23 protein-coding genes are annotated in these 25,768 nt (G+C 68.1%); 18 read left to right on the top strand and 5 right to left on the bottom strand.

What is annotated here, in order from left to right:
- The first annotated feature begins 174 nt into the window (after positions 1–174).
- From SPR02S_RS33000 to SPR02S_RS32990, 3 genes are read left to right on the top strand one after another with little or no spacing between them, the layout of a single operon-like run.
- Positions 175–957: a response regulator transcription factor gene (locus SPR02S_RS33000; RefSeq protein ID WP_078623077.1), complete on the top strand. Its 783-nt coding sequence runs from the start codon at positions 175–177 to the stop codon at positions 955–957.
- Positions 958–2,406, top strand: coding sequence for a HAMP domain-containing sensor histidine kinase (locus SPR02S_RS32995; protein ID WP_019061304.1), 1,449 nt, complete (start codon positions 958–960; stop codon positions 2,404–2,406). It begins immediately after the preceding gene.
- A complete protein-coding gene (locus SPR02S_RS32990; RefSeq protein WP_019061303.1) occupies positions 2,393–3,163 on the top strand; it encodes a GNAT family N-acetyltransferase in 771 nt (256 codons plus the stop codon). The genes SPR02S_RS32995 and SPR02S_RS32990 overlap by 14 nt, the downstream gene beginning before the upstream one ends.
- Before the next feature lie 37 nt (positions 3,164–3,200).
- On the opposite strand, the gene SPR02S_RS32985 is transcribed toward SPR02S_RS32990, so the two are convergent.
- Together SPR02S_RS32985 and SPR02S_RS32980 are read right to left on the bottom strand one after the other, a co-directional pair.
- On the bottom strand, positions 3,201–4,589 hold the full coding sequence (locus SPR02S_RS32985; protein ID WP_019061302.1) for a histidine-type phosphatase: 1,389 nt from the start codon (positions 4,587–4,589) through the stop codon (positions 3,201–3,203).
- Positions 4,590–4,672: 83 nt separating this feature from the next.
- Positions 4,673–5,248 (bottom strand): TetR/AcrR family transcriptional regulator, encoded by a 576-nt coding sequence (locus tag SPR02S_RS32980; protein ID WP_043258634.1) that lies wholly within the window; start codon positions 5,246–5,248, stop codon positions 4,673–4,675.
- A gap of 74 nt (positions 5,249–5,322) precedes the next feature.
- On the opposite strand from SPR02S_RS32980, the gene SPR02S_RS32975 reads away from it, so the two are divergent.
- The 3 genes from SPR02S_RS32975 (at position 5,323) to SPR02S_RS32965 (ending at position 8,145) form a co-directional block, all read left to right on the top strand.
- Positions 5,323–6,372, top strand: coding sequence for a zinc-binding dehydrogenase (locus SPR02S_RS32975; protein WP_026151071.1), 1,050 nt, complete (start codon positions 5,323–5,325; stop codon positions 6,370–6,372).
- A 161-nt stretch (positions 6,373–6,533) separates the two neighbouring features.
- Positions 6,534–7,268 (top strand): GPP34 family phosphoprotein, encoded by a 735-nt coding sequence (locus SPR02S_RS32970; protein WP_245607657.1) that lies wholly within the window; start codon positions 6,534–6,536, stop codon positions 7,266–7,268.
- An 88-nt stretch (positions 7,269–7,356) separates the two neighbouring features.
- Positions 7,357–8,145 (top strand): alpha/beta fold hydrolase, encoded by a 789-nt coding sequence (locus SPR02S_RS32965; protein WP_019061298.1) that lies wholly within the window; start codon positions 7,357–7,359, stop codon positions 8,143–8,145.
- Here the strand turns inward: SPR02S_RS32965 and SPR02S_RS32960 are convergent.
- Complete coding sequence (locus tag SPR02S_RS32960) at positions 8,142–8,963, bottom strand: SAM-dependent methyltransferase (protein ID WP_019061297.1); 822 nt, start codon at positions 8,961–8,963, stop codon at positions 8,142–8,144. The two genes, SPR02S_RS32965 and SPR02S_RS32960, sit on opposite strands and share 4 nt — an antisense overlap.
- Before the next feature lie 132 nt (positions 8,964–9,095).
- Positions 9,096–10,163 carry a LacI family DNA-binding transcriptional regulator gene (locus SPR02S_RS32955; protein WP_019061296.1) on the bottom strand — a complete coding sequence of 356 codons (1,068 nt, stop codon included), beginning with the start codon at positions 10,161–10,163 and terminating at the stop codon, positions 9,096–9,098.
- A gap of 148 nt (positions 10,164–10,311) precedes the next feature.
- On the opposite strand from SPR02S_RS32955, the gene SPR02S_RS32950 reads away from it, so the two are divergent.
- The 12 genes from SPR02S_RS32950 to SPR02S_RS32890 all read left to right on the top strand — a co-directional run bounded on the left by SPR02S_RS32950 (position 10,312) and on the right by SPR02S_RS32890 (position 24,574).
- A complete protein-coding gene (locus SPR02S_RS32950; protein ID WP_019061295.1) occupies positions 10,312–11,442 on the top strand; it encodes a substrate-binding domain-containing protein in 1,131 nt (376 codons plus the stop codon).
- Between the two features lie 200 nt (positions 11,443–11,642).
- Positions 11,643–12,680: an ABC transporter permease gene (locus SPR02S_RS32945; protein ID WP_019061294.1), complete on the top strand. Its 1,038-nt coding sequence runs from the start codon at positions 11,643–11,645 to the stop codon at positions 12,678–12,680.
- A complete protein-coding gene (locus SPR02S_RS32940; protein WP_019061293.1) occupies positions 12,677–13,483 on the top strand; it encodes an ATP-binding cassette domain-containing protein in 807 nt (268 codons plus the stop codon). Before SPR02S_RS32945 ends, SPR02S_RS32940 begins: the two co-directional genes overlap by 4 nt.
- A gap of 32 nt (positions 13,484–13,515) precedes the next feature.
- A complete protein-coding gene (locus SPR02S_RS32935) occupies positions 13,516–14,577 on the top strand; it encodes an aldose 1-epimerase (RefSeq protein WP_020684235.1) in 1,062 nt (353 codons plus the stop codon).
- A 181-nt stretch (positions 14,578–14,758) separates the two neighbouring features.
- Positions 14,759–15,337, top strand: coding sequence for an alpha/beta fold hydrolase (locus tag SPR02S_RS32930; RefSeq protein WP_373283361.1), 579 nt, complete (start codon positions 14,759–14,761; stop codon positions 15,335–15,337).
- A gap of 370 nt (positions 15,338–15,707) precedes the next feature.
- Positions 15,708–16,352 (top strand): MBL fold metallo-hydrolase, encoded by a 645-nt coding sequence (locus tag SPR02S_RS32925; protein ID WP_026151068.1) that lies wholly within the window; start codon positions 15,708–15,710, stop codon positions 16,350–16,352.
- Positions 16,353–16,670: 318 nt separating this feature from the next.
- Complete coding sequence (locus SPR02S_RS32920) at positions 16,671–19,301, top strand: AfsR/SARP family transcriptional regulator (protein ID WP_019061289.1); 2,631 nt, start codon at positions 16,671–16,673, stop codon at positions 19,299–19,301.
- A gap of 404 nt (positions 19,302–19,705) precedes the next feature.
- A complete protein-coding gene (locus tag SPR02S_RS32910; RefSeq protein ID WP_019061287.1) occupies positions 19,706–20,476 on the top strand; it encodes a hypothetical protein in 771 nt (256 codons plus the stop codon).
- Positions 20,476–21,183, top strand: coding sequence for a hypothetical protein (locus tag SPR02S_RS32905; protein ID WP_019061286.1), 708 nt, complete (start codon positions 20,476–20,478; stop codon positions 21,181–21,183). The genes SPR02S_RS32910 and SPR02S_RS32905 overlap by 1 nt, the downstream gene beginning before the upstream one ends.
- Positions 21,180–22,433 (top strand): MFS transporter, encoded by a 1,254-nt coding sequence (locus SPR02S_RS32900; protein WP_218006591.1) that lies wholly within the window; start codon positions 21,180–21,182, stop codon positions 22,431–22,433. The genes SPR02S_RS32905 and SPR02S_RS32900 overlap by 4 nt, the downstream gene beginning before the upstream one ends.
- 274 nt (positions 22,434–22,707) lie before the next feature.
- A complete protein-coding gene (locus SPR02S_RS32895) occupies positions 22,708–23,412 on the top strand; it encodes a hypothetical protein (protein ID WP_218006590.1) in 705 nt (234 codons plus the stop codon).
- A 70-nt stretch (positions 23,413–23,482) separates the two neighbouring features.
- A complete protein-coding gene (locus SPR02S_RS32890; RefSeq protein WP_019061283.1) occupies positions 23,483–24,574 on the top strand; it encodes a hypothetical protein in 1,092 nt (363 codons plus the stop codon).
- 142 nt (positions 24,575–24,716) lie between these two features.
- Here the strand turns inward: SPR02S_RS32890 and SPR02S_RS32885 are convergent, their stop codons facing one another.
- The gene (locus tag SPR02S_RS32885) at positions 24,717–25,763 is read right to left on the bottom strand and encodes a carbon-nitrogen hydrolase family protein (RefSeq protein ID WP_019061282.1); all 1,047 of its coding nucleotides are present in this window, start codon (positions 25,761–25,763) and stop codon (positions 24,717–24,719) included.
- Between the last annotated feature and the right edge of the window lie 5 nt (positions 25,764–25,768).

Below are 25,768 nucleotides of genomic sequence, written 5' to 3'. Positions count from 1 at the left end.
GCAGCCCCCAGGTACGCCCGCCCCAACCCCGCCCCAGCCCGCCACACCCGACCGTGAGAAGACGGTAGGAGCTAAACCCAGGTTGCGCCCACCTCGGTGAGAGCCAGGTAAAAAGGGTGATCGTAGACCTGCCCCCACCGGCCAACCGCCGGAGGCCTTGGCACACTGGGTAGCGTGCCCCAGACTGTGCTGCTCGCCGAAGACGACCGTGCCATCCGTCATGCCCTGGAGCGGGCCCTGACCCTGGAGGGCTACCAGGTGACCGCGGTCGCCGACGGTGTCGAGGCGCTCGCGCAGGCCCACCGCACCCCACCGGACGTGCTGCTTCTCGACGTGATGATGCCCGGCATCGACGGCCTCCAGGTCTGCCGGGTACTGCGCGCCGAGGGCGACCGCACCCCGATCCTCATGCTGACGGCACTCGTGGAGACCGCCGACCGCATCGCGGGCCTGGACGCGGGCGCCGACGACTACGTGGTGAAGCCCTTCGACGTCGAGGAGGTCTTCGCGAGGCTCCGCGCCCTGCTCCGCCGCACCAGCCCGGTCCCGGCGAACGGCGTCCCCGGAACCGCCGGAATCCCCGGCTCGTCCGGCGCCGCCGACGTACTGAGGGACGGACCGCAGCCGTACTCCTCGTCGGCCTTCGCCCCCTCCGACAAGCAGATCGCGGCGGCCGGCCTCCGGATGGACCTCCAGGCCCGCCGCGTCTGGCGCGACGAGCGCGAACTGGAGCTGACCCGGACCGAGTTCGAGCTCCTCGAACTGCTCGTGCGCAACGCGGGCATCGTCCTCGACCACTCCACGATCTACGACCGCATCTGGGGCTACGACTTCGGCCCCGGCTCCAAGAACCTCGCCGTCTACGTCGGCTACCTGCGCCGCAAGCTCGACGAGCCCGGCGCGCCGCAGCTGATCCACACGGTGCGCGGCGTGGGTTACGTGCTGCGGGAGGACTGAGTGGGCGCACGCCTGCGGCGGCTGGTGGTGAGCCGGCGGCCCAGGCTGGCCTCGCTCCGCACCACGTTCGTGCTGTCCTTCGCGGCGGTGACCGCCGCCGTGACGCTCCTCGTCGGCGTGCTGTCGTACGGCGCGGCGGCCCGGCTGGTCCGGGTCGACCAGGAGTCCGTGTTCGACCAGGTCGTCCAGGATCTGCAGGACGAGGTGCGGACGCACCGGATGACGACCGAGGACTTCTCCTCCTCCGCGCCCGGCCACGACATCGTGCGGCCGGCCCGTACGGATGTGCAGGTGCTCGGGCGGGACGGCGGTGTCCTCGACAGCGGCAGCCCGGCGCTGCCCGTCACCGGCGACGACCGGGCGATCGCGGGCGACCGGGTGGCCGGGAAGACGGCGGAGCACAAGGACGTCGCCGTCGCCGAGGACGTGTACCGCATCGCGACCGTCTCGCTCGGCCAGGGGCGGGGCGCGGTGCAGGTCGCGCAGGAGTTCAGCGACACGGAGGATCTGCTGCGGGCGTTGCAGCAGCGGACGTTCGTGCTGATGGCCGCGGTGGTCGTGCTCGCCGGGCTGTGCGGCTGGTGGCTGGCGCGGCGTATCACCCACCGCCTGATCATCCTCACCGCGGCGGCCGAGGACGTGGCCCGCACCCGCAGGCTCGGCGTCCAGGTCCCCGTCACCGGCTACGACGAGGTGGGCCGCCTGGGCAGGGCCTTCGACCGGATGCTCGGCCGCCTCGCGCAGTCGGAGGAGGACCAGCGCCGCCTGATCCAGGACGCGGGCCACGAGCTCCGCACCCCGCTGACCTCCCTCCGTACCAACATCTCCCTGCTCCGGCGCATGGACGAGCTGCCCCCCTCCACCCGTGAGGAACTGGTGGCGGACCTGAGTCAGGAAGCCCGCGAACTCACCGACCTGGTCAACGAGTTGGTGGATCTGGCGGCCGGCCAGTCCGACACCGAACCGCCTCAGCAGGTCGACCTCGCCGACATCGCGGAGGACGTGGCGGGCCTCGCCCGGCGCCGCACCGGCCGCGACATCACCGTCCGCGCGAGCGGCGACACGACGACCGACGGCCGCCCCGGCATGCTCCAGCGCGCGATCTCCAACCTGGTCGAGAACGCGGCCAAGTTCGACCGCGCGGGCCAGACCCCGATCGAGATCGCGGTCTCGGGCCCGGCCCGCCCCGGCACGGTCCGCGTCGAAGTCCTCGACCGAGGCCCCGGAGTCTCCGAGACCGACCTCTTCCGCATCTTCGACCGCTTCTACCGCGCGGCGGACGCCCGTTCTCTCCCCGGCTCGGGCCTCGGCCTCTCGATCGTCCGCGAGGTGGCCCTGGCCCACGGCGGAGCACCGTTCGCGCTACGGCGGGACGGCGGCGGCTCGGTGATCGGGTTCACGGTGGGCGGCGTGGTGGAGCCGGGGCCGGGCGCACGTGGCCGAGGCTGACGGACTCGACGACAGGGACGCCGTAGGACACCTGCTCTGGGCCGCGCAACTGCGGCCCGAGGGCCAACTCGGGCCCGGCGTACGAGTCTTCCGCCACGGCTCGGCGACGGCGGTGGTCAGCCCCGCCCTCTCCGGCCGGGACCGGATCGCGGTCGACGGGAAGGAGGAGGACGCCCTCGTTCTCGTACGGGACGAGGTTCTGGCGGCGACCGGACCGGGCTACCGCCCGTTCGGGGACGCGGAGTTGATCGCCGCGCTGGTACGCGGGACCCCCGGGCTGACGGCCGCCGCCGGACCCGAGTTCCTGTGGATGGAGACGACGGCCCCGCCGTCCGATGTACCGGAGGGAGTTGCGTGGCTCGACGGGAGAGGCGAGAAGGAAGCGGCGACGGTCTTCGACCACTGCTTCCCCGACTCCTACGCCCAGCCCGGCCGCCCCGGAACACGCCGTTGGGCCGGGGCCTACGACCCCGACGGCGCCGGCACGTTGCTGGCGGTGGCCGGAGACGCGTGGTCGGGGGCCGGTTGCGGCTTCATGGCCGGGGTCGTGACGCGTCCGGAGGCGCGAGGGCGGGGCCTGGGAGCGGCCGTCTCACGGTTCGTCGTAGCCGCCCTCGTACGGGAGTACGGGCGGGCCGCGTTGATGGTGGACGCGGACAACACGGCCGCGGTCGCCGCGTACCGGCGGGCCGGGATGAGCGGGCGGCTGTTCGGGGCGGCGGTGGCCCGCGCCTGGGGAAGCGCGGGGCCGTCGTAACGCCGGTGTCGGTGACGGGAGTTGATCAGCCGCTGGGTCAGCCGTTCGAGGTCGTCGTACGCCCGAAGCAGCGCTCCAGCTCGCTCAGATCGTAGAACTTGCTGCCCTTCGAGACGGGACGGCAGCCGGCCTTGAACGCCGTCTCCTTCTCGTTGTAGAGCATGCGGACGAGGTAGGTGTTGCCCTTGCGGAAGACGTCCCACTGGATGTTCGAGCCGAGGGGTGCGACGGCCGCGCCCCGCCACGGGTTGCTGCCGTAGGTGTACGGCTTGGCCGTGGTGACGCCCTTCGTGCTGCCCGGCAGGCCCATCAGTGCGGCCAGCGGGATGATCTCCTCGGCGTGGGTGAACCGGAGTTCGGCGCCGAGATCGCCGGTGCCGTCGCGCTTGGCCTCGGCCTTCTTGAAGAAGTCGTCGAGCAGGACGTTCGCCATCTTGTACGTGATGTCGCTGTCCGCGAAGCCGGGTCCCTTCTCGTAGAAGTCCTCGGCGTCGGAGATGTACCCGAACCAGTCGGCGTCGGCCGCCGAGATGTACCGGTCCATGCCCCAGCCCTTGCCGTCCGGGCTCTCCTCGCTCATCGCGGGGGCGATGGCGTACAGGTTGTAGACGGCCGTGGCGGCCTCGACGTCCGTGCCGATCGACGAGAACTCGCCCGCGGTGATCCGGTCCACGAACGCGGGCTTGAAGAGCTTCTTCAGTACGTCGCGGGCGGCGCGGTGGGTCTTCGGCTGGTCGGTGACGGACGTGAGGGTGGTCGCGAGGCGCTTGTCGTTGGCGATGTAGTCGCGGTAGGCGGCACCGCCGTCGGCCTTGTGGAAGTAGAGGAGGTCCTTGTCGGTACGGGTCGTGCCGATGAGGGAGGTCAGGTCGGGGTCGGTCTGGGCGAGGGCGGCGCCGTAGAGATTGGCGCTGTCGACGGCACGCCCCTGCCCCGAACTGACCACATCTATGGGCTCCTTGTTCTTCGCGATCGACGCGAAGAGGGTCGGCAGCCGCTTCGCCATCCGTACGGCGGTGTCGTGGATCTCCTCCTTGCCGCGCGCGCTGAGGTCGCCGTACCCGACGGTGCTCATGGCGGCTTCGAGGGCCTGCGCCTTCGGCCCGAACTCCCGCCCCTTCGCGGTGAGTTGCCCCTCGGCCTGGGCCTTGTCCAGGAGCGCGAGGATCAGGTCGCCGTCCGAACTGTCGGTCGCGGAACGGGATCCGTGCCGGGACACGTTCTCGGTGAAGACGGGGGTGAATCCGGCCGGGACCTTCTGGTACGAGCGGGAGTTCTGCTCCGGCGCGTACACGGCCTTGGTGCCGAAGCTGTCGGTGTGGGCGTTGCCGTAGCCGCCGCTGTTGCCGGGGGCGGCCTGGGCGGCGAACGGGGTGGCCAGCAGCGCGGTCATGCCGAGGACCAGGGCGGGAGTGACACGTCTCATGAGGCGCATGGTTCGCGGGGGACGTGAATGGCGGGTGCACTGGGGGTGACTACGGGGGCCTGGCTTGCTCTGCATTTTCCCGGCTAGCGGTGGGGCGATGTGCCGGTTCGGACCAGGGCTCGTGCCAGGGCGGTGCTCTCCGCGAGGGTGTCGAGGGGGAGGGGCTGTGTGGCGAGAGCGCCCTCGTGCAGTACGAGGAGTTGGGTGGCGAGGGTGGCCGGGTGTGCGCAGCCCGCCGCGACGGCGAGTTCCTTGAACAGGTTCAGGAGCCAGAGTTTCTGGTTCGCGGCGATGAGGTGTGCGGGATGGGCGGGGTCGGGGAGTTCGGCGAGTGCGTTGATGAAGGCGCAGCCGCGGGTGTTGGTCTCGCACCAGGTCCGCAGTGCCTCGAAGGGGGCGGTGACGGCCTCGACGGGAGTGTCACCGGCGTCGACGGCCGCACGGACCACTGACCGCCAGCGCTGGTCGCGGCCCGTGAGATAAGCCGCGACGAGGTGGTCTTTCGAACCGAACTGGTTGTACAGGGTCCGCTTGGTCACCCCTGAGTGCTCGGCGATCAGATCCACACCGACCGCTGTGATTCCGCGGTCGTAGAACAGCTCCTCCGCGGCCGCCACGATGCGGCGGCCGGCCGGGGTCAAAGGCCGCGCTTCCTGCACTGCAGGCCCCTTCACTGATCGGTGTACGGTGAGAGATGTTCACTGATCAGTATACCTGCGAGGAGGTTCGAGCGATGAGTGCGCCCAGGTTCATGCGAGCGGTGCGGATCACAGGGCACGGAGGGCCGGAGGTCCTTGAGTCGGCGGAGGTCGCCGTCCCTGCCCCGCGGGCCGGAGAGGTACTGGTCCAGGTCGGCGCGGTGGCCCTCAACAACACCGACCTGTGGACCCGGGAGGGCGCCTACGGCCGTCCGGGAGACCCGAAGGCGCTGTCGGGCTGGCGCGGCCCGATCGACTTCCCGCGAATCCAGGGCGCTGACGTGGCCGGCCGCGTCGTGGCCGTCGGGACCGGGGTGGAGGGGAGCCTCGTCGGACGCCGGGTGGTCGTCGACCCCGCGATCTACGACACCGACGGACCGGACGCCAACCCGGTGGGCCTGATGGGGAGCGAACGCGACGGCGGATACGCCGAGTACGTGACAGCGCCGGTGGAGCGCGTGCATGACGTGACGGAATCCCCGCTCACGGACGACCAGCTCGCGGCGTTGCCGACCGCCTACGGCACGGCGCTGGGCATGATCGAGCGGGGCCAGTTGCGGAAGGGGGAGACCGCCCTGGTCTCGGGAGCGTCCGGCGGCGTCGGCCTCGCGCTGGTGCAGATCGCCCGCGCGCGCGGCGCGAGGGTGCTCGCCATCAGCAGCGGAACCAAGATCGACGCGGTGCGCGAAGCGGGCGCGCACGAAGTCATCGACCGCGCGGGAGACGTCGCCGAGCAGATCCGCACCGCCGCCCCGGAGGGCATCGACGTCGCCCTCGACGTCGTGGCCGGTGAACTGGTCGGCGAGGGGCTGCCGTTGCTGTGCGAAGGGGGCCGGTGGGTCATCGCCGGCGCACTCGGCGGATACGACGTGACCTTCGACGTGCGCCGCCTGTACCTGCACAACGCCCAGGTCGTCGGGTCCTCGATGCACACGCCCACACACTTCGACCTCCTCATGGACCTGGCCCGCCGGGCCGAGGTCCAGCCCGTCGTCGCCGCGACCTTCCCTTTGGACCAGGCTGCTCAGGCGCAGGAAGAACTGGCTCGCAGGGAGCACGTGGGGAAGATCGTCATGCACCCCTGAGTTCGTTCCATCCGGCTCCACTCACCCGCGGCAGCTGGGGCCACGGCGTCGCCGTACCGTACGACGGCCCGTCCCGCCCGGAGGGCAAGGCGGTGTGGTTCGACCTGCCCGGTGCCGCGACCTGACCCCGGACGGCCGCCCCGCCATGCAGAATGCACCGCATGTTCGGACCCGCACCGCTCCAACGCCTGTCCCTGCCCGAGGAGTTCGCCCTGTTGTCGTACGGGGAGAACGGCAGGGTGCCCAACTCCGCGCAGACGGCGGCCGGTTGCGCGGCGGCGGAACTCGGTGAACTGGCTCTGCGTAGACGGTTGTTGGTCAGACCGCGGAAGACCAGAAAACTGGGCCTGGAGGTCTACCGGCTGCGAGGCGAGATCGAGCTGAGGCCCAACGCGCCCACCATGCCCAACCCGCCTGGCACAGGCCTTACTTGGGCGGACGACCTGCTCTCCGCGTTACACACCCGTACCGCCACCCTCGTCCCCCGCCCTCTGACAGTGACCCGCTGGCTCAGAGAACGCGGCCGGGAAGCGCTCGCACTGCACACCACCGCACTCACCGAGCGGGGCGTACTGCGCCACAGACCCGGCGCCCTCCTCACCAGAACCCGCCATTACCCGGACCCCGCCCTCCGCGCCGCCCTGCTCAACGGCGTCCGCGCCGTCCGTGCCGAACACGTACCCCTCGACGAACACATGCTGTTCCTCTGCGACTTGCTGGACGGCGCCGGTCTCGCCAAGGACTTCGGTCTCACCCTGACCCGCCCGCAACGTCTCGAACGCGCCCGTGGCATCGGCGCCGCCGGAGCCCTCCCGGAAACCCTGCGCGACACGAGCACCGTGCTGGGCTTCTCGTTGCCGGCCCGGCAGGGCAGGACGATCACCATCGGCGACTGATCGCCGGGCGTGGGCGTGGACGTCGGTGCCGTCGCCGTTGCCGGAAAACCAAGGGCGCTTCTGTCCCTCGCCCCCTAGGGTCGCCCGCATGACTCTTGAGTACGACTACGACGCGACCGGCGACGGCCCCGCCCTGGTGCTGCTGCACTCCGGGGTGTGTGACCGGAGGATGTGGGATCCGCAGTGGGCGGCCCTGGTCGACGCCGGATACCGGGTGGTGCGCCCCGACTTCCGCGGCTTCGGCGAGACTCCCTTGCCCGACCGGCGGCACAACGACGCCGAGGACGTACTCGACCTGCTGGACACCCTCGGTATCGAGCGGGCCGCCCTGATCGCCTCCTCGTACGGCGGAGAAGTCGCCGTGGAGATCGCCGCGCGCCGTCCGGAACGGGTCACCGCCATGGTGTTGTTGTGCGGCGGGCTGCCGGGGCATCAACCCACCGATGCGCTACGGGAGTTCGGCCAGCGGGAGGACGAGTTGCTGGAGGCGGGCGATGTCGACGGGGCCGTAGAACTGAACGTGGAGACCTGGCTCGGGCCGGACGCCGACGAGGCGGCCCGGGAGGCGGTGCGGGGGATGCAACGGCGGGCTTTCGACGTGCAGTTGGCCGCTCCCGAGGGGGCCGGGCGGAACAAGGTGGAGGTCGATCTCGCGGCGGTCGAGGCGCCGTGTCTCGCCGTGTCCGGTGGCCGCGACCTCGCCGATTTCCGGCTGATCGCGGCCCGGCTCCCGGACCTGTTCGCCGACACCCGGCACGTCGAACTGCCGTGGGCCGGTCATCTCCCCAGCCTGGAAAGGCCGGTTGAGGTGACGGCCCTGTTGGCCGACTTCCTGCGCGAGGCTGTCCTTGAGTCGTCGTTCCGGTCGGATCGTTAGGCGTCCTTGCGGGCCACCCCGCCGTAGATGCCGATCGGCGCGGCGCCGGGGGCCGGAGTCTCCTCGGGGCGCCAGTGGGTGACGCGGACCAGGCCCGGGTCGACGAGGGTGAAGTCGCCGAAGAAGTCCAGGACTTGGGCGTGTGAGCGGAGGTTGAGGGTGGCGGTGGCCCGGTTGTAGACGGAGGCCGCGTCGTGCCGGCCGTCCTCGTGGACGTCGCCCGTGGCGTGCGACAGGACGAGGTAGGAACCGGCCGGCAGCGCGTCGCGCAGGGTGGCGACGATGCCGTAGGGGTCGTCACCCTCGTCGGACAGGAAGTGGACGACGGCGACCAGCAGGACCGCGACCGGCCGGTCGAAGTCGATGGCCTCGCGCACCTCGGGGTGGTCGAGGATCGAGCGGGGGTCGCGCAGGTCGGCCAGGATGACCGAGGTGTCGCTGTCCTCCATGAGGGCCATCGAGTGGGTGCTGACGATCGGGTCGTTGTCGACGTAGACGATCCGCGTGTCCGGGGCGACGGCGTGCGCGATCTGGTGCACGTTCGGCTCGGTGGGCAGCCCGGTCCCGATGTCGATGATCTGCCGGACCCCGCCCTCCTCCACCACATGCCGGACGGCCCGGTGCATGAAGCTCCGGTTGGCCCGCACGCCCTCCCGCACCTCAGGCGCCGCCTTGATGAACTGCTCGGCGGCGTCCCGGTCGACCGGATAGTTGTCCTTGCCGCCGAGGAAGTAGTCGTACATCCGTGCCGGGTGGGGCTTGCTGGTGTCGATGATCAGTGGCTGCGCGCCACTGCCGTCCCCGCTGGGAGAGGTCATGGGGCCAGGCTCCGTCTTGGTCAGTGGCTGTCAGATCATCATCCTGACATGTCTGCCGTCGAACACAGGGCCGCACTGGGCAATACGGTTCCCGAAGTTCCCGTCGGCCGTAGGACGGCTTCCGGGAGACCGTCAGATCGACGCCCTCGGTGATGGCGCGAGTGCCGTGATCTCGCCCGATCCCCGCTCGATCAGCCGGGTCGGAATGGTGACGGCGCGGGTGGGGGAGCGGTCGCCGTCCAGTCTGCGGAAGAGCATCTCGGCGGCCGTCCTGCCCAACTGCTCGACGTCCTGGGCGATGACGGAGATCCCCGGGCTGAGGATGTCGGCCAGGGGGAAGTCGTCGAAGCCCACGTGGGCGACGGTGTCTTGTAGACCGAGGGCGCGCAGGGCGCGTACGGCTCCTATCGTGACGACGTTCTGGCTGGTGAACAGCGCGGTGGGCGGGTTCGGCAGCGCCAGGAGCCGCTCGGTCGCGGTGATCGCGGATTCCTCGCTGGCCCCGGTGTGCCGGACGATCTCGTCGTCGTACTCGATGTGCCCGACCTCCAGGGCGTGCCGGTAACCGTCGAAACGCTGGGCGGCGGTGGAGATGGTCGCGCGGTCGCCGAGGTAGGCGATGCGGCGGTGGCCGGCCTTCAGCAGGTGGTTGACGGCGGTGACGGCGCCCTGCCGGTTGTCGGAGAGGACGGTGTCCGCGTCGAGCAGGCTGGGCTCGCGGTCGACGAAGACCAGGCAGGTGCCCGACCGCTGCTCGCTGATCAGATAGCTGTGGTCACGGCCGGCCGGCACGATCACCAGGCCGTCGACCCGCCGATCGATGAGGGCGCGGGCCAACTCCCGTTCCCGGGCCGGGTCTTCGTCGAGGCTTCCGACCAGCACGAGCACTCCGCGCTCGCGCGCCACGTTCTCGACGGTGCGGCTCAGGGCCGCCGAGAAGGGGTTCGCCGAGTCCTCGACGAGCATCCCGATCGTGGCCGTACGGCCGTCCCCGCGGCGCAGACTGCTGGCGGTCAGGTTGGGCCGGTAGCCCAGTTTGTCGGCCGCCTCCCGCACCCGGGCGACGATGGCCGGATCGACGGTGGGCACCTCGTTGACCACGCGCGAGACCGTCTTGATGGCGACGCCCGCAAGTGCCGCGACCTCGCGCATCGTGGGGCGGCTGCGGGGGGACGGGGACGGCGGCTCGCCCTGAGTCATCGTTGTCTCCCCCTGATTGCGCGTTACCGACTCGTTGCCGACGCATGTTTACCAGTGTCTTGACGCGCTCGTCCATACGGGCCCACTATCCCGTCGAGTCAACGTTGTCTCAGCGTCGACCAAGGGCCGGCTCGAAAGGGATCACGTCATGAACCACGTCATGAACCTCTCCTCCACCCAGGCATCGGGCCTCCGCAGTCGGCGCACCCGGGCGGCAGCCGTCGGCGTCACCCTCTGCCTCGGCGCCACCCTCGCGGCCTGCGGTTCCTCCGACTCCAGCTCCTCGTCGTCCGGCAGCGGGAAGGTGGGCGTGTCACTGATCCTGAAGACGCTGAGCAACCCGTACTTCGTGAGCATGGAGAAGGACGCCAAGACGCAGGCCACCAAGGACAAGGTGAGCCTCACGGTGGCGGCGGGAACGTCGGACGGCGACACCCAGACCCAGATCACCGCCATCGACAACGCCGTCTCGCGCGGCGACAAGGGCATCCTGATCACCACCAACGGCGACGCGGTGAACACCGCGCTGAAGCGCGCCAAGCAGGCCGGCCTCTTCGTGATCGCCCTGGACACCGCACCGAACCCGGCGAACGTCGCGGACATCACCTACGCGACCGACAACGAGCAGGCGGGCAAGCTCGACGGCCAGTACGCGGCGGCGGCCCTGGACGGCAAGCCCGCGGTCATCGCCATGCTCGACCTGTTCAACAACCAGGTCGTCTCGGTGGACATCGACCGTGACCACGGCTTCCTGGAGGGCATGGGCATCGACCCGGGCAGCAAGACCGAGAACGGCAAGGAGGCCAAGTCCGGGAAGTACACCGGCGGCAAGGGCGGCACGTACAAGATCGCCTGCCACCAGCCGACCCAGGGCGCCATCGACGGCGGCCGCACCGCGATGGAGAACTGTCTGTCGGCCAACCCGGACATCAACGTCGTCTACGCCATCAACGAGCCGGCGGGCGAGGGCGCGTACAACGCGCTGAAGGCGGCGGGCAAGGAGAAGAGCGTCGCGATCTACGCGATCGACGGCAGCTGCTCGGGCCTGAAGAACGTCACCAGCGGCAAGTTCGCGGCCGACGCCGTGCAGTACCCGGGGAAGATGGCGGCCCTCGGTGTCAGCTCCATCGCGAAGCTGGCCCGCGGCGGCAGCAAGCCGAGTGTCACGAACGGCAAGTCGTTCTACGACACCGGGACCGCGCTGGTCGCGGCGAAGGCGCTTGGGGGGCTGACGGTGCAGTCGCCGGAGCAGGCGGCTTCCGCCTGCTGGGGGAGCTGATCCGGTCGGTTGGTTGGTTGATCGGCCGGCTGGTCGGTCGGGTGGGCTGCCGGTGCCGGTAGCCGTCATGGCACCGGCGGCGCATCCGCACCGTACGAGTCGACGAGCCCGTACGAAGGTCGGCGTGAAGTCCCGTACGCAGGCCGGCACCAAGTCCCGTACGAAGCCTTGCACGAGGGAACGAACCGGAAGGACCCCCTGTGACCACCACCCACGTGGACAGTGAAGCGACACCGGCGCCGGCGGAGGACTTCCTCAACCGGCCCGCCACGCCGGCCCAACGCATCCAGTCGGTGCTGCACCGTCAGCCGGCACTCAGCCCGGCGATCGTCCTGGTGCTCGCCGCCATCGTGTTCTCCCTCATCAACGACCGCTTCTACGCGCTGCAGAACCTGTCGCTCGTCGCCCAACAGGTGGCCGTCATCGGCTCGTTGGCCGTCGGCCAGACCGTCATCATCCTCACCGCCGGCATCGACCTGTCCATCGGCGCGGTCATGGTGCTGGCCTCGCTGCTGATGTCGAAGCTCGTCGCGGACAACGGCGTGCCGGGCGTGCTGGCCCTGCTCGCGGGAGCGGCCGTAGCGATCGCCGCGCAGGCCGTCAACGGGCTGCTGGTGACGAAGATCAAGCTGCCACCGTTCATCGTCACGCTCGGCACCCTCAGCATCTTCACCGCGATCACGCTCATCTACGCCAAGGGCCAGACTGTCTCGCTGCAGCCCGGCAACATCCTCATGTGGAGCGCGGACACGGTCTCCATCGGGCAGTTGAACCTGACCACCGGCGTCCTGCTCATGATCGCCCTGTACGCGGTGATCGGCTACGCGCTGCGCTACACCGCCTGGGGCCGGCACCTGTACGCCGTGGGCGACGACATCGAGGCAGCCCGGCTCGCCGGCATCTCCGTCAACCGGGTCCTGCTGAGCGCGTATGTGGTCGGCGGCTTCGCCATCGCGGTGGGCGCCTGGATCCTGGTCGGCCGGGTCGGCGGCGGCGACCCGAACAGCGGCCTCAACGCCAACCTGCAGTCCATCACCGCGGTTGTCATCGGCGGCACCAGCCTGTTCGGCGGACGGGGCGTGGTGCTCGGCTCGTTGATCGGCGCGCTCATCGTCCAGGTCTTCGTCAACGGCCTGGCGCTGGCCGGGATCGACCCCAACTACCAAGTCCTGACGGTCGGCGTGCTGGTGATCGCGGCTGTCTCCGTCGACCAGTGGATAAGGAGCGTGAAGGCATGACGACTGCGCCCACACCCACACCCACCCCCACCTCCGCCCCCGTTCTCGAGGCCAAGGGCCTGGTCAAGGTCTTCGGCCGGGTGGTCGGCCTGAACGACGTCGACCTCACGCTCTACCCCGGCGAGGTCCTCGCCGTCATCGGCGACAACGGCGCCGGCAAGTCCACCCTGATCAAGTGTCTCTCCGGGGCGCTCGTCCCGGACCAGGGCAGCATCCTGGTCGACGGCTCCGAGGTGAACTTCAAACGCCCGCAGGACGCCCGCGAGGCCGGCATCGAGACGGTCTACCAGACCCTCGCCGTGGCCCCGGCGCTGGACATCGCGAGCAACCTGTTCCTCGCTCGCGAGATCCGCCGCAAGGGTGTGCTCGGCTCGGTGTTCCGCATGCTCGACACCGGCGAGATGAAGCGTCAGGCGGCCGACCACATCAAGCGGTTGGGCATCAGCACCCTGCAGAACATCAACCAGGCCGTGGAGACGCTCTCCGGCGGCCAGCGCCAGTCGGTGGCCGTCGCCCGCGCGGGAGCCTTCGGCGGCCGGGTCGTCATCCTCGACGAACCCACCGCCGCACTGGGCGTCCGCGAGACCGGCCAGGTCCTCAAACTCGTCCGCGACCTGCGCGACCAGGGCCTCGGCGTCATCCTGATCAGCCACAACATGCCCAACGTCTTCGACGTGGCCGACCGCATCCACATCCAACGCCTCGGCGGCTGCGCCGGGGTCATCACCCCGCAGTCGCATTCGATGGAGGACGCGGTGGCGATCATGACGGGGGCGAAGAAGCTTGTTGCGGAAGCGAGGTGACGGGGAGTGAGGAGGCTCCTTCCGGAAGCTGGGTGACAGGCGGGGGCGGTACGGCCGACGAGCACCGGATGCCCTACGAGTACCGGATCACCGAAGGCCGTCTCGGCGACGAACCCACCGTGACCGTCTCCGCGCCGGACGGTGCCGTACGCGTCGTCCTCGCCCTGCGCGGGGCGACGCTGCTGAGCTGGCAGGTTGCACGCGGAGCAGCCGGGCAGCTCACGGAACTGACGGATGGCTACCGCGACGAGGCGGAACTGCGGTCGCAGGACGGCGTACGGGCGGGCCTGCTCGCCCCGTTCTCCAACCGCGTCGCCAACGGCCGCTACCACCACGGCGGTTGCGACCACGACCTGCTGCCCGGCCGCGTCGAGGACCGCACGATCTACCACGGCTTCGCGCGCGAAGCGCCGTTCCGGCTCGTCGCGGCCACCACGACGGCCGACTCCGCACGGCTACTTCTGCGCAGCACGAGCATCAGACCGGGCCGCTACGCCGGCTACCCGTTCGCGCTCGACCTCGACGTGGAGTACACGATCGGCCGCCGCGAGCTGGGCATAGAGATCAGGGCGACGAACGTGGGGGAGTCCACCGCTCCCTACGCGTCGGGCTGGCACCCCTACTTCACCCTGTCCCGCCCCCACCCCCGTCTCATCGACGACCTCGTCCTGCAGATCCCCGCCCACACCCTGATCCGCACCGACGCCTCCCTCATCCCCCTGCCCGGAAAGGAGGCCCTGCTGCCCCTGGACCGCTGCCCCGACATGGACTTCCGCACGCCCAGGAGGCTCGGCGACGCCGTCATCGACGCCTGCTTCGCAGACCTGGCCCCCGGACCTGACGGCCGCACCGAGACGGTACTGAGCGACCCCGCGACCGGAGACGCCCTACGGGTGTGGCAGTACGGCGGCTACATGCACGTCTTCACCGGCGACACCCTCGCCCGCGACCGGCGCGCCTCCATCGCGCTGGAACCCGTCGAGGTACCCACCGACGCCTACAACCGTCCGGAACACGCCAGCGCCCTGTCACTGGAGCCCGGCCGGCAGCGGGAATTCCGTTTCGGGGTCGGGTACTTGCCCTCGACGCACTGAGCTGTCGCCCGAGGGCCCCGCCAGGACATGAAGAAGGCGGGGTCCGAGAACCCCGCCCACACGCCACGAACCCCCAGCTCACGGCCACAGATGAGGGGCTCCCCGGGCCTTGGCGGCACCTGGGCCAGGTGCCTCTCGTCCAAGATCCCGTCGGAGGCACCGGTCTTCCTTGGATATGGTTATGGTCGTGAGTGAGCAGACAGCGGCGCCGAGGGCTGCGGTGGTGATCCCCGGCGGAATGTACGGCCCCAATGTCCCCCTTCTCGCGTACGCGGCCTACGCCGCCAAAGTCAGGGGGGCCAGGATTGAGCGGATCACCTGGGATCCGCCACAGCAGGACGACAGCCATGTCAACTCCTGGGTCCTTGGCCAGGTTGCCCCGGTAATCGACCATGTGGCCGCGAATTCACCGGACAGTGTGCCCGTTGTGATCGGTAAATCCCTTGGCACCCACACGGCTGCCGTCGCCGCCGAACGGAGACTGCCGGCGATCTGGCTCACCCCGTTGTTGACCACCACCGAGGTGATCCAGTCCCTTCGCGTGGCCACAGCTCCTTTCCTCTTGGTCGGCGGCACAGCGGACAGGCATTGGGATAGAGCCCTCGCCGCCGAGTTGTCACCACATGTGCTGGAAGTTCAGGGGGCCGATCACGGCATGCACGTGCCTGGGCGCCTTGCTGAATCCGCCGCCGTGCTCGGCCGCGTCGCGACAGCGGTGGAGGATTTCCTCGACGAGATCGTCTGGCCTCGGGTCGCCTGACGTCCTCTGATCCGAATTGGCGCAGCTCGGTGAGGGGTACGGCGTTCCGAGAGCCCAATGAAGGGTCGAGCGTGCCTTTAAAAGCGGAAGGATCGGGCAAGTCGGTATCCTCTGGACACATTCTGGCTTTTGTCGCCTATCGTCGGGCGCGGCATGGTCCGCGAGAGATTTTCGGCCAGGTTCTCCGAGGGTGTCCAGCGGTCCCGCTACCTATGGAACGCCGAGACGATCCCAGAGGCACGGCTTACGGTTAGGGCGGGATGTGCGGCCGCTTTGAGGATCCTCTGAATATTGTCCAAGCCGGGCTATTCGTCGAGTGGTTCAGGCCACAGCTCCTGGTCTTCCTCCTGTGGTCATCTATGATCGGGGCATGACGGTATACACGGGTGCGGCCCCAGGAGTTCGTGAGCTTTCCGCGCTGACCATTAGCAAGGTCTCAGTCGGACCTGGTGACAACAACTGTTACCTGCTTCATTGCTCTTCGACCGGACAACGGTTGATGATCGATGCGGCGAATGAGCCGGAAGTCTTGCTGGATTTTTGCGATCGCCGCCTTGATGCTGTCGTGACCACTCATCAACATCGGGACCACTGGGAGCGCGCGCTTGCCGCAGTGGTTGATGCGACAGGAGCCACGACCTACGCCGGAGAGCCTGATGTACCGGGTATTTCTGTGCCCACTGATGTTCCATTGAGCGACGGCGACATCATTACCTGTGGCGCGTTCGAGTTGAGGGTGATCCGGCTGACCGGTCACACCCCGGGGAGTATCGCGTTGCTGTACGACGACCCGGACGGTCATCCGCACCTGTTCACCGGTGATTCGCTGTTCCCTGGCGGATTGGGAAATACCTTCGGTGACTCCGGCGCATTCGCCTCCCTCTTCGAGGACGTCGAGGGGAAGATCTTCGGTAACCTGCCAGACGAGACGTGGGTCTATCCGGGACACGGTCGGGATACGACACTCGGCGTCGAACGGCCTTCACTCGCCGAATGGAAGACGCGCGGTTGGTAGGCTCTTCTCGAATTCCGACGAGCGCGCGGGGGCGTTGTGAGGTAATTGGCTGGGAGGTGACCGGACCACTCGGCAGAGTCCTTCTCGCGCTATCTTCGTTGAGGTTATTTGTCGAAGGTAGGGTCAATGAGATTTCGAGTGCTCGGGCATCTGGAGATACGAAGGTCTGAGCGTCGACTCCCTCCGCTCCGCCCTCGCCACGCGCGATTCCTGACGCGTCTGCTGCTGAGCCCGAACACACTCGTGTCAATCGGTGCGCTCGCGGAGGCACTCTGGGACGGCGCGCCGCCCGCATCAGCGGAACGGCAGGTCCAGAATGTGGCGTCGCAACTCCGTCAGGCGTGGCTGGGCGCCGGTGTGACCGAGGCAAACGAGGTCATCCGAACGGGCCGGGCCGGATACTCCCTCGACGTTGATTTGGACCGTATAGATCTCCACGTCTTTCGTGTTCTGGTCGCCGAAGCCAGTGGTCTCGCCGAGACGGGCGATCTGCCTGAGGCAGTCGGTAAACTGCGGGAGGCGCTGGCGCTGTGGCGGGCACCTGCCTTCGCCGGCGTCGACAGCCAGGTCATCCAGAGGAACGCCGTGCTTATTAACGAGGAGCGTTCCGCAGCCTGGGAAGAATGCATGCGACTGGAGCTGCAGATCGGCTTGCATGGTCGTGCGGTAACCGAGCTGGCCGCACTTGTTGCGGAATTCCCATTCCGTGAGCAGCTCACTGGACTTTTCATGACGGCGCTGTATCGCACGGGCCAGCAGACGGCCGCACTGCAGACCTATCAGCAGGCACGCGCCCGGCTGAATGACGAGTTGGGAATCGATCCCGGCCCCGTGCTGCAAGAGCTGCACAAGAGAATTCTGCAAAGCGATCCGATTCTGTTGGGGCCGACGGCCGACGAGGTGATCACGGTCGCCACGCCTCCCGTCAATGCGATGCACTCACCGCCGGTACCGAGTCAGATTCCTCCGTCGGACGGCTCCTTCGCTGGACGTCAAGGGGAATTGTCCCTGCTCTCGCAATACCGCGGGGAGGCACAGGTGCTTGTAGTCGCCGGCGCGGCCGGCATGGGTAAGACGTCGCTCGCCGTGCAGTGGGCGCACCAGGTCCGGAACAACTTCCCTGACGGCCACATATTCCTCGACCTGCGCGGCCACAGCGCGGATACCAGCCGTTCGGCGGGAAGCGTGCTCGAATATATCCTGGAGAGCCTGAACCTCCCGCCGCAGAAGATACCCGGCTCGCTGGAGAAGCGAATTGCGTTGTACCGCTCGATCGTGGCCGACATGAAGCTGTTGATCATTTTGGATAACGCCGGCACAATCGATCACATTCTGCCGGCCGTGCCGCCCAGCGGGCGCTCGCAACTGGTGGTGACCAGCCGCAACAACCTTGCGGCCCTCTACGCCCATGTCGCGGTCAAGGGGCTGGCCCTTGGCGGACTCGGCCGGATGGAAAGTGGTTCCATTCTCACGAGAGCCGCGGACGAACCATCGGCGAGCTACAGTCCGGCGCTGGAGAGTCTGCTCGATCTGTGCGACGGGATGCCGCTGGCGCTGCGTATCCTCGCCGCGCGGATGATGGCGGACAGCTCCCTGACGGTCGAGGAACTGGCTGCCGGCCTCTCTCGCGACGACGTGCCACTCGACGGGTTCACCATCGACGGCGACACGCGCAGTGTCCGCTCAGTATTGGCGAACAGCTGCGCAACGTTGTCAGCGGATGACGCACGGCTCTTTCGACTGCTGGCGGTTCACCCCGGTCGTCGGGTGCGGGCGGAGTCAGCGGCGGCGATCGCGGCGGTTCCGCTGTCGGCCGCGCAGCGCAGCCTCAACAACTTGATCGCGCTGCACCTGCTTGCCAGGACTGGTGACCACTACCTGACCATGCATGACCTGGTCCGTTCCTTCGCCGCGGAATGTCTTGACGCCCAGGCCGGAGATGACCGATCGGCCGAGGCCCTTGATCGTCTCTTGAGCTGGTACGTGTCGGTGGCTGCCATGGCCAATGGCGTGCTGCGGCCCGATCGCGATGCTTTCGCCGATCGAGGACCGCTGATAGAGACCTTCATCGGGCCATTCGCCAAGGATGTCGACGCCATCACGTTCCTCGACCAGGAGAGGGAGAACCTGGCACCGGTCACCGATGCCGCGGTCCGTCACGATATCGACCGGGCAGTGGAGCTGCTCTATCACCTGCACAGTTACTTCCTGCGTACCGGCTTCTCCACCGCGGACCTGGATGCCTGGAAGCAGTGCGGGGCGAACGGACACAGGATCCACGATCCACTGCTCCGGGCCCACCTGCACCATGCGCTTGGTGGTGCCCTTGTGGTCACGCATGACCTCAAGGGCGCGATCGAGCACCTCCTCCCGGCGGCCGAGCTCTATGAGCGGGAAGGGCACCCGGACGGCGCTGCCGGCTCACGTCTCGGCCTTGGGTTCGCCTACGAGTTGCAGGGCCGGTACCACGACGCGCTGGCCGAGCACGAGCTGGCACTCGGTCTCGCCGGAGCAGCACAGAACACCACGCTCATCGTGCACGCGCTGAACAACTCGGCGGACGCGTTGATAGCCCTCGACGACATCGAGGCGGGGCTGGAACGGTTGCAGGCCGGACGGTCCCTCGCCCGGGAGCACCGTCTCCGGCACCACGAGGCTCAGATTCTCAGCAGCATCGGTGCGCTGTTCATCCGCAAGCAGAACTATCCGGAAGCCCTGGCGTACCTGCACGAAGGGCTTGCACTGATGCGGAAGTCCGGGTTCCGCACAGCCGAGGCGGACACCCTCGCCCGCATCGGGCACGCAGTTCTCGGCTCCGGCGACTTTGCCGTCGCAGAAGAGTGGTTTCGGAAGGCGCAGGACGTCTACCGCCAGAACAACGACGTCACGGGTGAGATGGAGATGGAGCGCCTGCTCGGTGAACTGGATGGCGATCGCCGTCCGGCGTGAACTGCCCCTGATGAATTCGCCCGATCGTCTGCATGCCTCACTGAATGCCGTCCGCCCTGGTCAGCGCCTGTGGATGAAAAGTGGATGACGACGCGATGCAAGCTCGGACGAAGCTAACCGCTGACAGACGGCGGGGCGGAGTGCGGTGAGAAATTCATCGCCTTACGTCTCGTTCATCCGCTGTCACATGATTCGGGCATTTTCGAGAGGAGAAGTCACCATGGAGCAGGTTGTGGAGATCATCGAGGTCATCGAGTCTCTCGACGGGACCGAGGACGGCCTGGACGCACTGATGTCCGTGCAGGCAGCCGAGACCTGGAGCTAACAGGCGCACGCGGCCTCTCACCGGCACCCGGCCCTTTCAGGGCCGGGTGCCCTTCCACTGCCAAGGGAGGGCTCAACTCATGGTTGCTGACGCGCATTACCTTGACGAAGCCGACAAGTTGCGCACGGCTGCCGCACAAGCAGCCGTCAAGTACGGGCCGTCCTCTCAGGCGGTGGTCTTTCTCAAGTATGAGGAGCTGGTCCGGCTATGGCACGCGCACATGTGCGGCGGCCCTGTCCCCGGCCTGCGCGATCGGCTGGCCCGTACCGCTGACGACATCCGCGCGGCCTATGCCCGTCAGCTGACGGTTCGCCATGACCACCCCACCCGTGTGGTGCACAGAGACCCGCTGGTCATCGAGTTCGATCGCGAGGTGTTCCAGGAGCGTTATGCCATGGCAGCCGAGACGGCGATCAAGCAGACGTGGCATGTCCGTTCTCCCGAGGTTCCGGCCGAGTTCGTCACAGGCGCGCCGCACATGTTCGTGATCGATGACCGGGGACGCCTCCTCATATGGCGACGCCGGTTCAGCCTCCGTGAGCTCATTTTCGGGCGCGCCAAGTCACAGGTCGACGGCGTTCCCGTGGCCCACCCCATGTTGGTGCCCGACCGGCTGCGCGTGCGTACGGCCGGCGAGATCGTGCTGATCGGCGCGCCGCAGGTGCATGCGGTGGTGGCGAATACCAAATCCGGTCACTTCCGGCCGCCGCCCTCCACAGGCGCCGTCGTGCGGGAGGTGTGCGCGGAAATGTTCGGCGTACCGACCCATCGAGTTGACGTCTTCACCGTGGGTGGTTTCTCCGACCAGGACTACGTGAGTTCGACCTATCGACTTGTGGAAGCGACGTGATGATGGATCTGGAACGCATTCTGCGGATACCGCGGGTCGGTGTGGAGCACGAGTACCGGTGGGTGGTGCCGGCGGCCACGCTCGCCGAAACAGGCGCGCGCGACGAACTGCGCGGCCAACTGGTCGAGGTCTCCGGGCTGCGCCTTGACGATCAGGCGTCGATCTTGCAGCACACGCTGTGCTTCGACGACAGGGAGTGGTCGTTGTCGACGGCCGACTGCTCCTTGACCGCGCTGGTCAACACGAACCAGGGACCGTCGTGGTTGGTGGCGAAGGAGACCATCCATTGGGTGGACGGGCGCCGCGACGTACTAGAGATGTCGGAATACGTTCCCGACGTGAAGGCTCTGTCAAGCACGGGTGCGCTCACTGCGAGGCCCGGTCGGCACTTGGCGCGGAAGGTTCCCGCAGTGCAGGAGATACGGGTGTTCGGGTATCTCTCCCAACGGCGCACCAAGGCGGCTCTGCTCACTGAGCAAGGGGCCATCGTTGCCCTCAGCTGTGATGCCGTCGAATTGCGGGATCCCACCTCACGTCTGGTAGACACGTTTGCGGTTGTCGAGGTGGAGACGAATCAGGCGAGCCGAGTCGACTTGGCCCAGTTGGCCGACGTCGCCGAGAAGTTCTCCGCGCACTTCGGGTGTCCCCCCGCCCAGACGACGAAACCGCAGTTCGCCGCCAGCCGCCTCGGTTGGAGCCGGCCTTGACCACGGACAGCCAGGCGGCCGCGTCCGACGTCCGGGCTCCGACCGCAGGGCCATGGCAGAGCTGGCGCATCCTGCTGCTCGCGAACGCATGCTCTTTGCTCGGCAACTATGTTCAGAGCCTCGCACTACCGCTGTGGGTGCTGGCGGTCACCGGGTCCTATACGGCTACCGGCATAACCTTCGCCGCAGGCACCCTGCCAGTGGTCCTTTGCGCTCCAGTCGCAGGTCGGATCGTCGACCGGTTCGACCGGCTGCGGGTGTTCATCATCTGCGAGATGCTCTGCGCGCTGCTGGTCCTGATCCTGGTTGTGGGCGTACGGGCCGAGAACCTCGCTGTCGTCTACGTCATCTCGGCTCTCCTCAAAGCAGTCGGCAGCGCGTCGGTTCCGGCAGTCCAGGCTCTGCTCAAGGAACGGATCTCCGCTGACGAGGCCCGCCCGGTAATCGCCAAGTTCGAGGTGGTCTTCGGGGCTGCCATGAGCCTCGGACCACTGATCGGCGCGGCACTCTCGGCGGGGGTCGGTATCGAAGGGGCGTTGTGGGCCAACCTCGCCTCGTTCGTGGTTTCCGGGCTCCTCGCCATGCTGTTGCGCCCGTCAACAGCCGAAATACCGGGTCGAACGGTACGGTCCGGCGACGGCCGGCCGCAGGCGCGACTGGAACCTCTGCGCTGGAGTGGTGTCGAACCACAACTACGCCGGGTAGCGCTCGCCGAAGCGTCGTATTTCCTCTTCCTCGGTTCTGAAACAGTCATCGCTCTGGCGGTCTTCAAGGAGACGGTGGGCGTTGCCGCGGCGGCCGTCTACCAGACACTGGCGGGCATTGGCTGGATCGTCGGGTCGTACCTGTTCGTCCGCAGGTTCAACCGGCAGCCGCTCATCATGTGGACCGGGGCGTCGGTGTCCACCCTGGCAACCGTAGCGCTGGTGCTCAGCGACCGATCCTGGAGTTGGGCCGCGGTCGTCGTGGTCGGCCTTCTCGGCGGAGCCGGCAACGTGATGATCGCTGGAGCCGCGACCGTGGTCTATCAGTCGTCGACGTCCAATGACGTCATCGGCCGGATCTTCGCGTTCCGCCGGGCAATGCTGAACCTGCTCATGACGGCGTCCTACATTTGTGTCCCCCTCATCGGAGAAGTGACTGACCATCCTGCTCCGGTCCTGATGGTCGCGGGTGCGGTCAATCTCACGACCACCACGCTGCTGTTGCTGCCGCACTACAGAGCAAGCACGGACGGCAGAGGTGAGTAGCTTCGTATCTCTGGGGCGGTTGACCGCCCCAGCACCCGCTGGACCCGCAGCGCGGTGGATCCCGTGGGGTACGGCCACCGAGCCGTCCAACGCGCCCGGGCTGACGGCCCTGACCTGCGCAGCCCTCTTCGGTGTCGATGCGTACCGGGTGGGTCATCGCTGCTCCGCGGTCAGCGTGCCTTCAGGCGCTACCCGAGATCTGCTGAACCAACGGCTGAACGAAGTTGATCTCGGCACGCTCCGTCGCACGCTCGTCACGCGGCGGGCCCACCGGATGAACGACCGCGGCCAGCTCGTCCAGCGCGCACTTCACCTGGCGGGCTGGGGCGAAGCCTGTGTGGACGCACTGCCCAGCGGGGCCGCAGCAGCCGCGATCACCGACCAGCAGATCGTCGAGCACGCTCACGACGTCACGGAACTCATCCACACGGAAGCGCATCCGGGCGAATGGAAGGATGCGCTCCAGTGGCGCGGTGGCATGTACTACGGCGCCCGTGACCTGCAACGACTTGCCGTGGGCGTGCAGTTGCCCTGGCCCGGCGGGATCGCCGGAGCAGAGCCCGCGCTGATCGCGGCCACCTATCTGGGACGCCTCGGTGCTCCTGGCAGCCTCGTCCAGACGCTCGCGCGGCGTCAGGTGCCGTACTACGCGGCAGCTGCGATGCCTGTTCAGGAGCACGGCACCGCCTGTCTCACCATCGGCCTCAGTACCGTGGCGGACCACGTGGTCACTCTCCTCGAAGCCGTACGAGACGAACTCCGCCGCATCCGAGACTTCGGGATTCCCAACACGCAGCTGCCCCACCTGCGGGCAAGCGCCGGACTCTATGAGGCGATCCACCCGTCGGAAGATCCCTTTCAGGGCCCGGCAGGAGATCCTGCCGGACCCGACGGCCTGTCCGCTCCCGCCGTCGCCGTGGTCGGCCGACTGCCGGAGGCGACCATTACCCAACTGCGCGAGGCCGTTCGTGAATGGTGAGATCTTCCAATTGCCGGGCAATGGTGGCAGCGCGATCGTGGGGCACCGGCCTGGGTCCCCGACGACTTCCGTGATCGCCACGTACGCGTTCGGATTCGGTCACGATCCCATGCATGCGCCAGGTGTGGCCCATCTGTACGAGCATCTGTATCTGGTGACACTGCGCGCGATCATGACAGCGCCGATGGTGGCACAGGCTCAAACCCACGCGGACACGATGAGTGTCTCGGCAACGGTGCTTGCCGAGGCGGACCACGAGCTTGTCACAGCGATGACCACTGCCCACCGGATGCTGGCTGAAGGGAGGATCGATGACGACGTCCGGCTGCGGGAATGCCGTGCAATCGATGTCGAACTGGCCGAATGGTTCGGGAATCCGCTGCTCGTTGCCGGCTACAAGCTTGCGGCGCTTGCCACTCGGCGGCCTCAGCTGGCCCGTTTCGACGAGTGCGGCATCGGAACGAGTTCGGCCATAGCGAAGCAGGACCTGCAGACGCATGCGGCCCTGCAATGCGTTGCCTTTCCTGAGCGGATGGTGATCGTCGGCCCGAGACCGCCGGAGGACTGGCTGCTCCTGGCGAAAGCCATGAGACCGTCCAACTCCGCAGTCAGCAGAGCCACTTCTCATCCCGAATGCGGAAGTATCGGGTCAGGAGAAGGCGTGCCTGGTGCCGACAGCCGGGTCTACATCAGCATCCCGCTCCGCCTGAGCACCCCGGAGAACGCCGAGGCCGTACAGCTTGCCGCTCAGGTCCTGCTGCATGGGCGAGGCCCGCTCGCCGCAGTCGGCGACCGTGTCGGGGTTCGCTTCCGAGGCGGCTCCGTCGTTCCTACCGCTGGTTGTGCCGTGGTCACTGGCAGTTGGCTCATGGAGAACCATCGGCAGCGGGAAGCCATAGGCGCCGCAGTGAGCCAGCGCATGGGGAAAAACTCGCCGACCCTCATCGCTGCGCAGGTAGCCACTGTGCCGGAGCGACGCCGCGCTGTGGCCACCACCTCCGCGACGTTGGCCGCTGCGATCGACGATTGGCAGTCCGGATACGGCATCAGTCCGACAGCCGCCGGCACACCCGGGGTCGATGAGATCGACCAGATCATGTGGGCCGGTTGGGAGCGGTCCGTGCTCGTCGGAGCTAAAACGGCCCGCAGCGAGCCGTTCTGACCCGGACTCGTGCAGTAACTCGACGTGCCCTGGATGTGCCCCTGCGGGTGGGCGCCCACAGGGGCACGCGTGAGACGAGGGCTTGTGCCCACCGGGGCTTGATCAGGGCAGTGCGGTCACTCACCCGGCATGGCGCGGGGCTTCAGCCCACCGCTGTCGCCTCCGGCTTTCGCTCCGGCTCCGTGATGATCGCCTCGGCATCGTCGAAGTGCTCGGCCGGCGGGCCGGCGTAGGTGGTGTACTCCACGGGGCGTCGCTCGGTGCGGTTGAGGAGGAGCCGGGTGACGTCGGGGCGGGCGTAGTGCCCCACCGGGTCGGCGGCGGCCTTGGCGAAGGGGATCGCGGTCAGGTCGATGTCGGCGTACAGGATGCCCTCGGCGTCCTCGGGCAGCGGGTCGGCCAGTGGGCTGCCGTCGGGGCCGTAGATCCGGGCGAAGCCGCCGCCGCGCTGGAGCAGTTGCTGCTTGACGGGGGTGTCGCAGAACAGCTCGACGGCTGCCTCGCCGACCACGGCGCACGGGGCGAGTACGAAGACCTGGCCCTCGGCGGCGTAGATCTGGGAGGCGGCGGTGTTGACCTCCGGGCCGAGCGCGTAGGCCGCCCCCTTGTACACCGAGAAGCTGGGCCAGGCGGCCACGTGCACCTGCTCGTGCTGGCTGAACATGGCGTACTTGGTGAGCGGTTGGAGGTGTTCCCAGCAGCACAGGGCACCGACGCGGCCGAGTTCGGTGTCGTGGACCACCAGGTCGGAGCCGTCACCCTCCCCGAACATGGTGCGTTCCACGTGGGTGGGCTTGAGCTTGCGACGGGCGCCGACGAGCTTGCCGTCGGCGGAGATGACTGCCTGGCCCATGTACAGGCTGCCGCCGCCGCGTTCGCTGAATCCGAGGGCCACCGCGATGGAGTTCGCGCGTGCGGCGTCGAGCAGTCGCTGGAAGCGCGGGCCTTCCAGGGTCAGGGAGTTCTCGTGGTAGCGCCCGACGAACCGCATGCCGGCGGCCGGGGAGTCCAGCCACAGCCACCAGGGGTAGCCGGGAACGAAGGTCTCGGGGAAGGCGATGAGCTGTGCCCCCGCGCGTGCGGCCTCCTCGATCAGGCCGATGCTCTTGTCGATGGTGGCGTCGGCGTCGAGCCATACCGGCTCGGCCTGGACGGCGGCCGCCTTGAAGGCCCCTGTGTACTCGACCATGGTCA

Source organism: Streptomyces prunicolor NBRC 13075 (assembly GCF_000367365.1).
Classification (GTDB): Bacteria; Actinomycetota; Actinomycetes; order Streptomycetales; family Streptomycetaceae; genus Streptomyces; species Streptomyces prunicolor.
The sequence above is the reverse complement of the archived record's forward strand: the minus strand, read 5'-3'. Positions and strand labels throughout refer to the sequence as shown.

Coding starts and splice junctions, on each gene's coding strand:
- SPR02S_RS32905 (WP_019061286.1), top strand. CDS start 20,476: ATGATGGATCTGGAACGCATTCTGCGGATACCGCGGGTCGGTGTGGAG.
- SPR02S_RS32960 (WP_019061297.1), bottom strand. CDS start 8,963: ATGACCTCTCCCAGCGGGGACGGCAGTGGCGCGCAGCCACTGATCATC.
- SPR02S_RS32975 (WP_026151071.1), top strand. CDS start 5,323: ATGAGTGCGCCCAGGTTCATGCGAGCGGTGCGGATCACAGGGCACGGA.
- SPR02S_RS32950 (WP_019061295.1), top strand. CDS start 10,312: ATGAACCACGTCATGAACCTCTCCTCCACCCAGGCATCGGGCCTCCGC.
- SPR02S_RS32970 (WP_245607657.1), top strand. CDS start 6,534: ATGTTCGGACCCGCACCGCTCCAACGCCTGTCCCTGCCCGAGGAGTTC.
- SPR02S_RS32925 (WP_026151068.1), top strand. CDS start 15,708: ATGACGGTATACACGGGTGCGGCCCCAGGAGTTCGTGAGCTTTCCGCG.
- SPR02S_RS32985 (WP_019061302.1), bottom strand. CDS start 4,589: ATGAGACGTGTCACTCCCGCCCTGGTCCTCGGCATGACCGCGCTGCTG.
- SPR02S_RS32930 (WP_373283361.1), top strand. CDS start 14,759: ATGGTCGTGAGTGAGCAGACAGCGGCGCCGAGGGCTGCGGTGGTGATC.
- SPR02S_RS32885 (WP_019061282.1), bottom strand. CDS start 25,763: ATGGTCGAGTACACAGGGGCCTTCAAGGCGGCCGCCGTCCAGGCCGAG.
- SPR02S_RS32955 (WP_019061296.1), bottom strand. CDS start 10,163: ATGACTCAGGGCGAGCCGCCGTCCCCGTCCCCCCGCAGCCGCCCCACG.
- SPR02S_RS32965 (WP_019061298.1), top strand. CDS start 7,357: ATGACTCTTGAGTACGACTACGACGCGACCGGCGACGGCCCCGCCCTG.
- SPR02S_RS32910 (WP_019061287.1), top strand. CDS start 19,706: ATGGTTGCTGACGCGCATTACCTTGACGAAGCCGACAAGTTGCGCACG.
- SPR02S_RS32895 (WP_218006590.1), top strand. CDS start 22,708: ATGAACGACCGCGGCCAGCTCGTCCAGCGCGCACTTCACCTGGCGGGC.
- SPR02S_RS32940 (WP_019061293.1), top strand. CDS start 12,677: ATGACGACTGCGCCCACACCCACACCCACCCCCACCTCCGCCCCCGTT.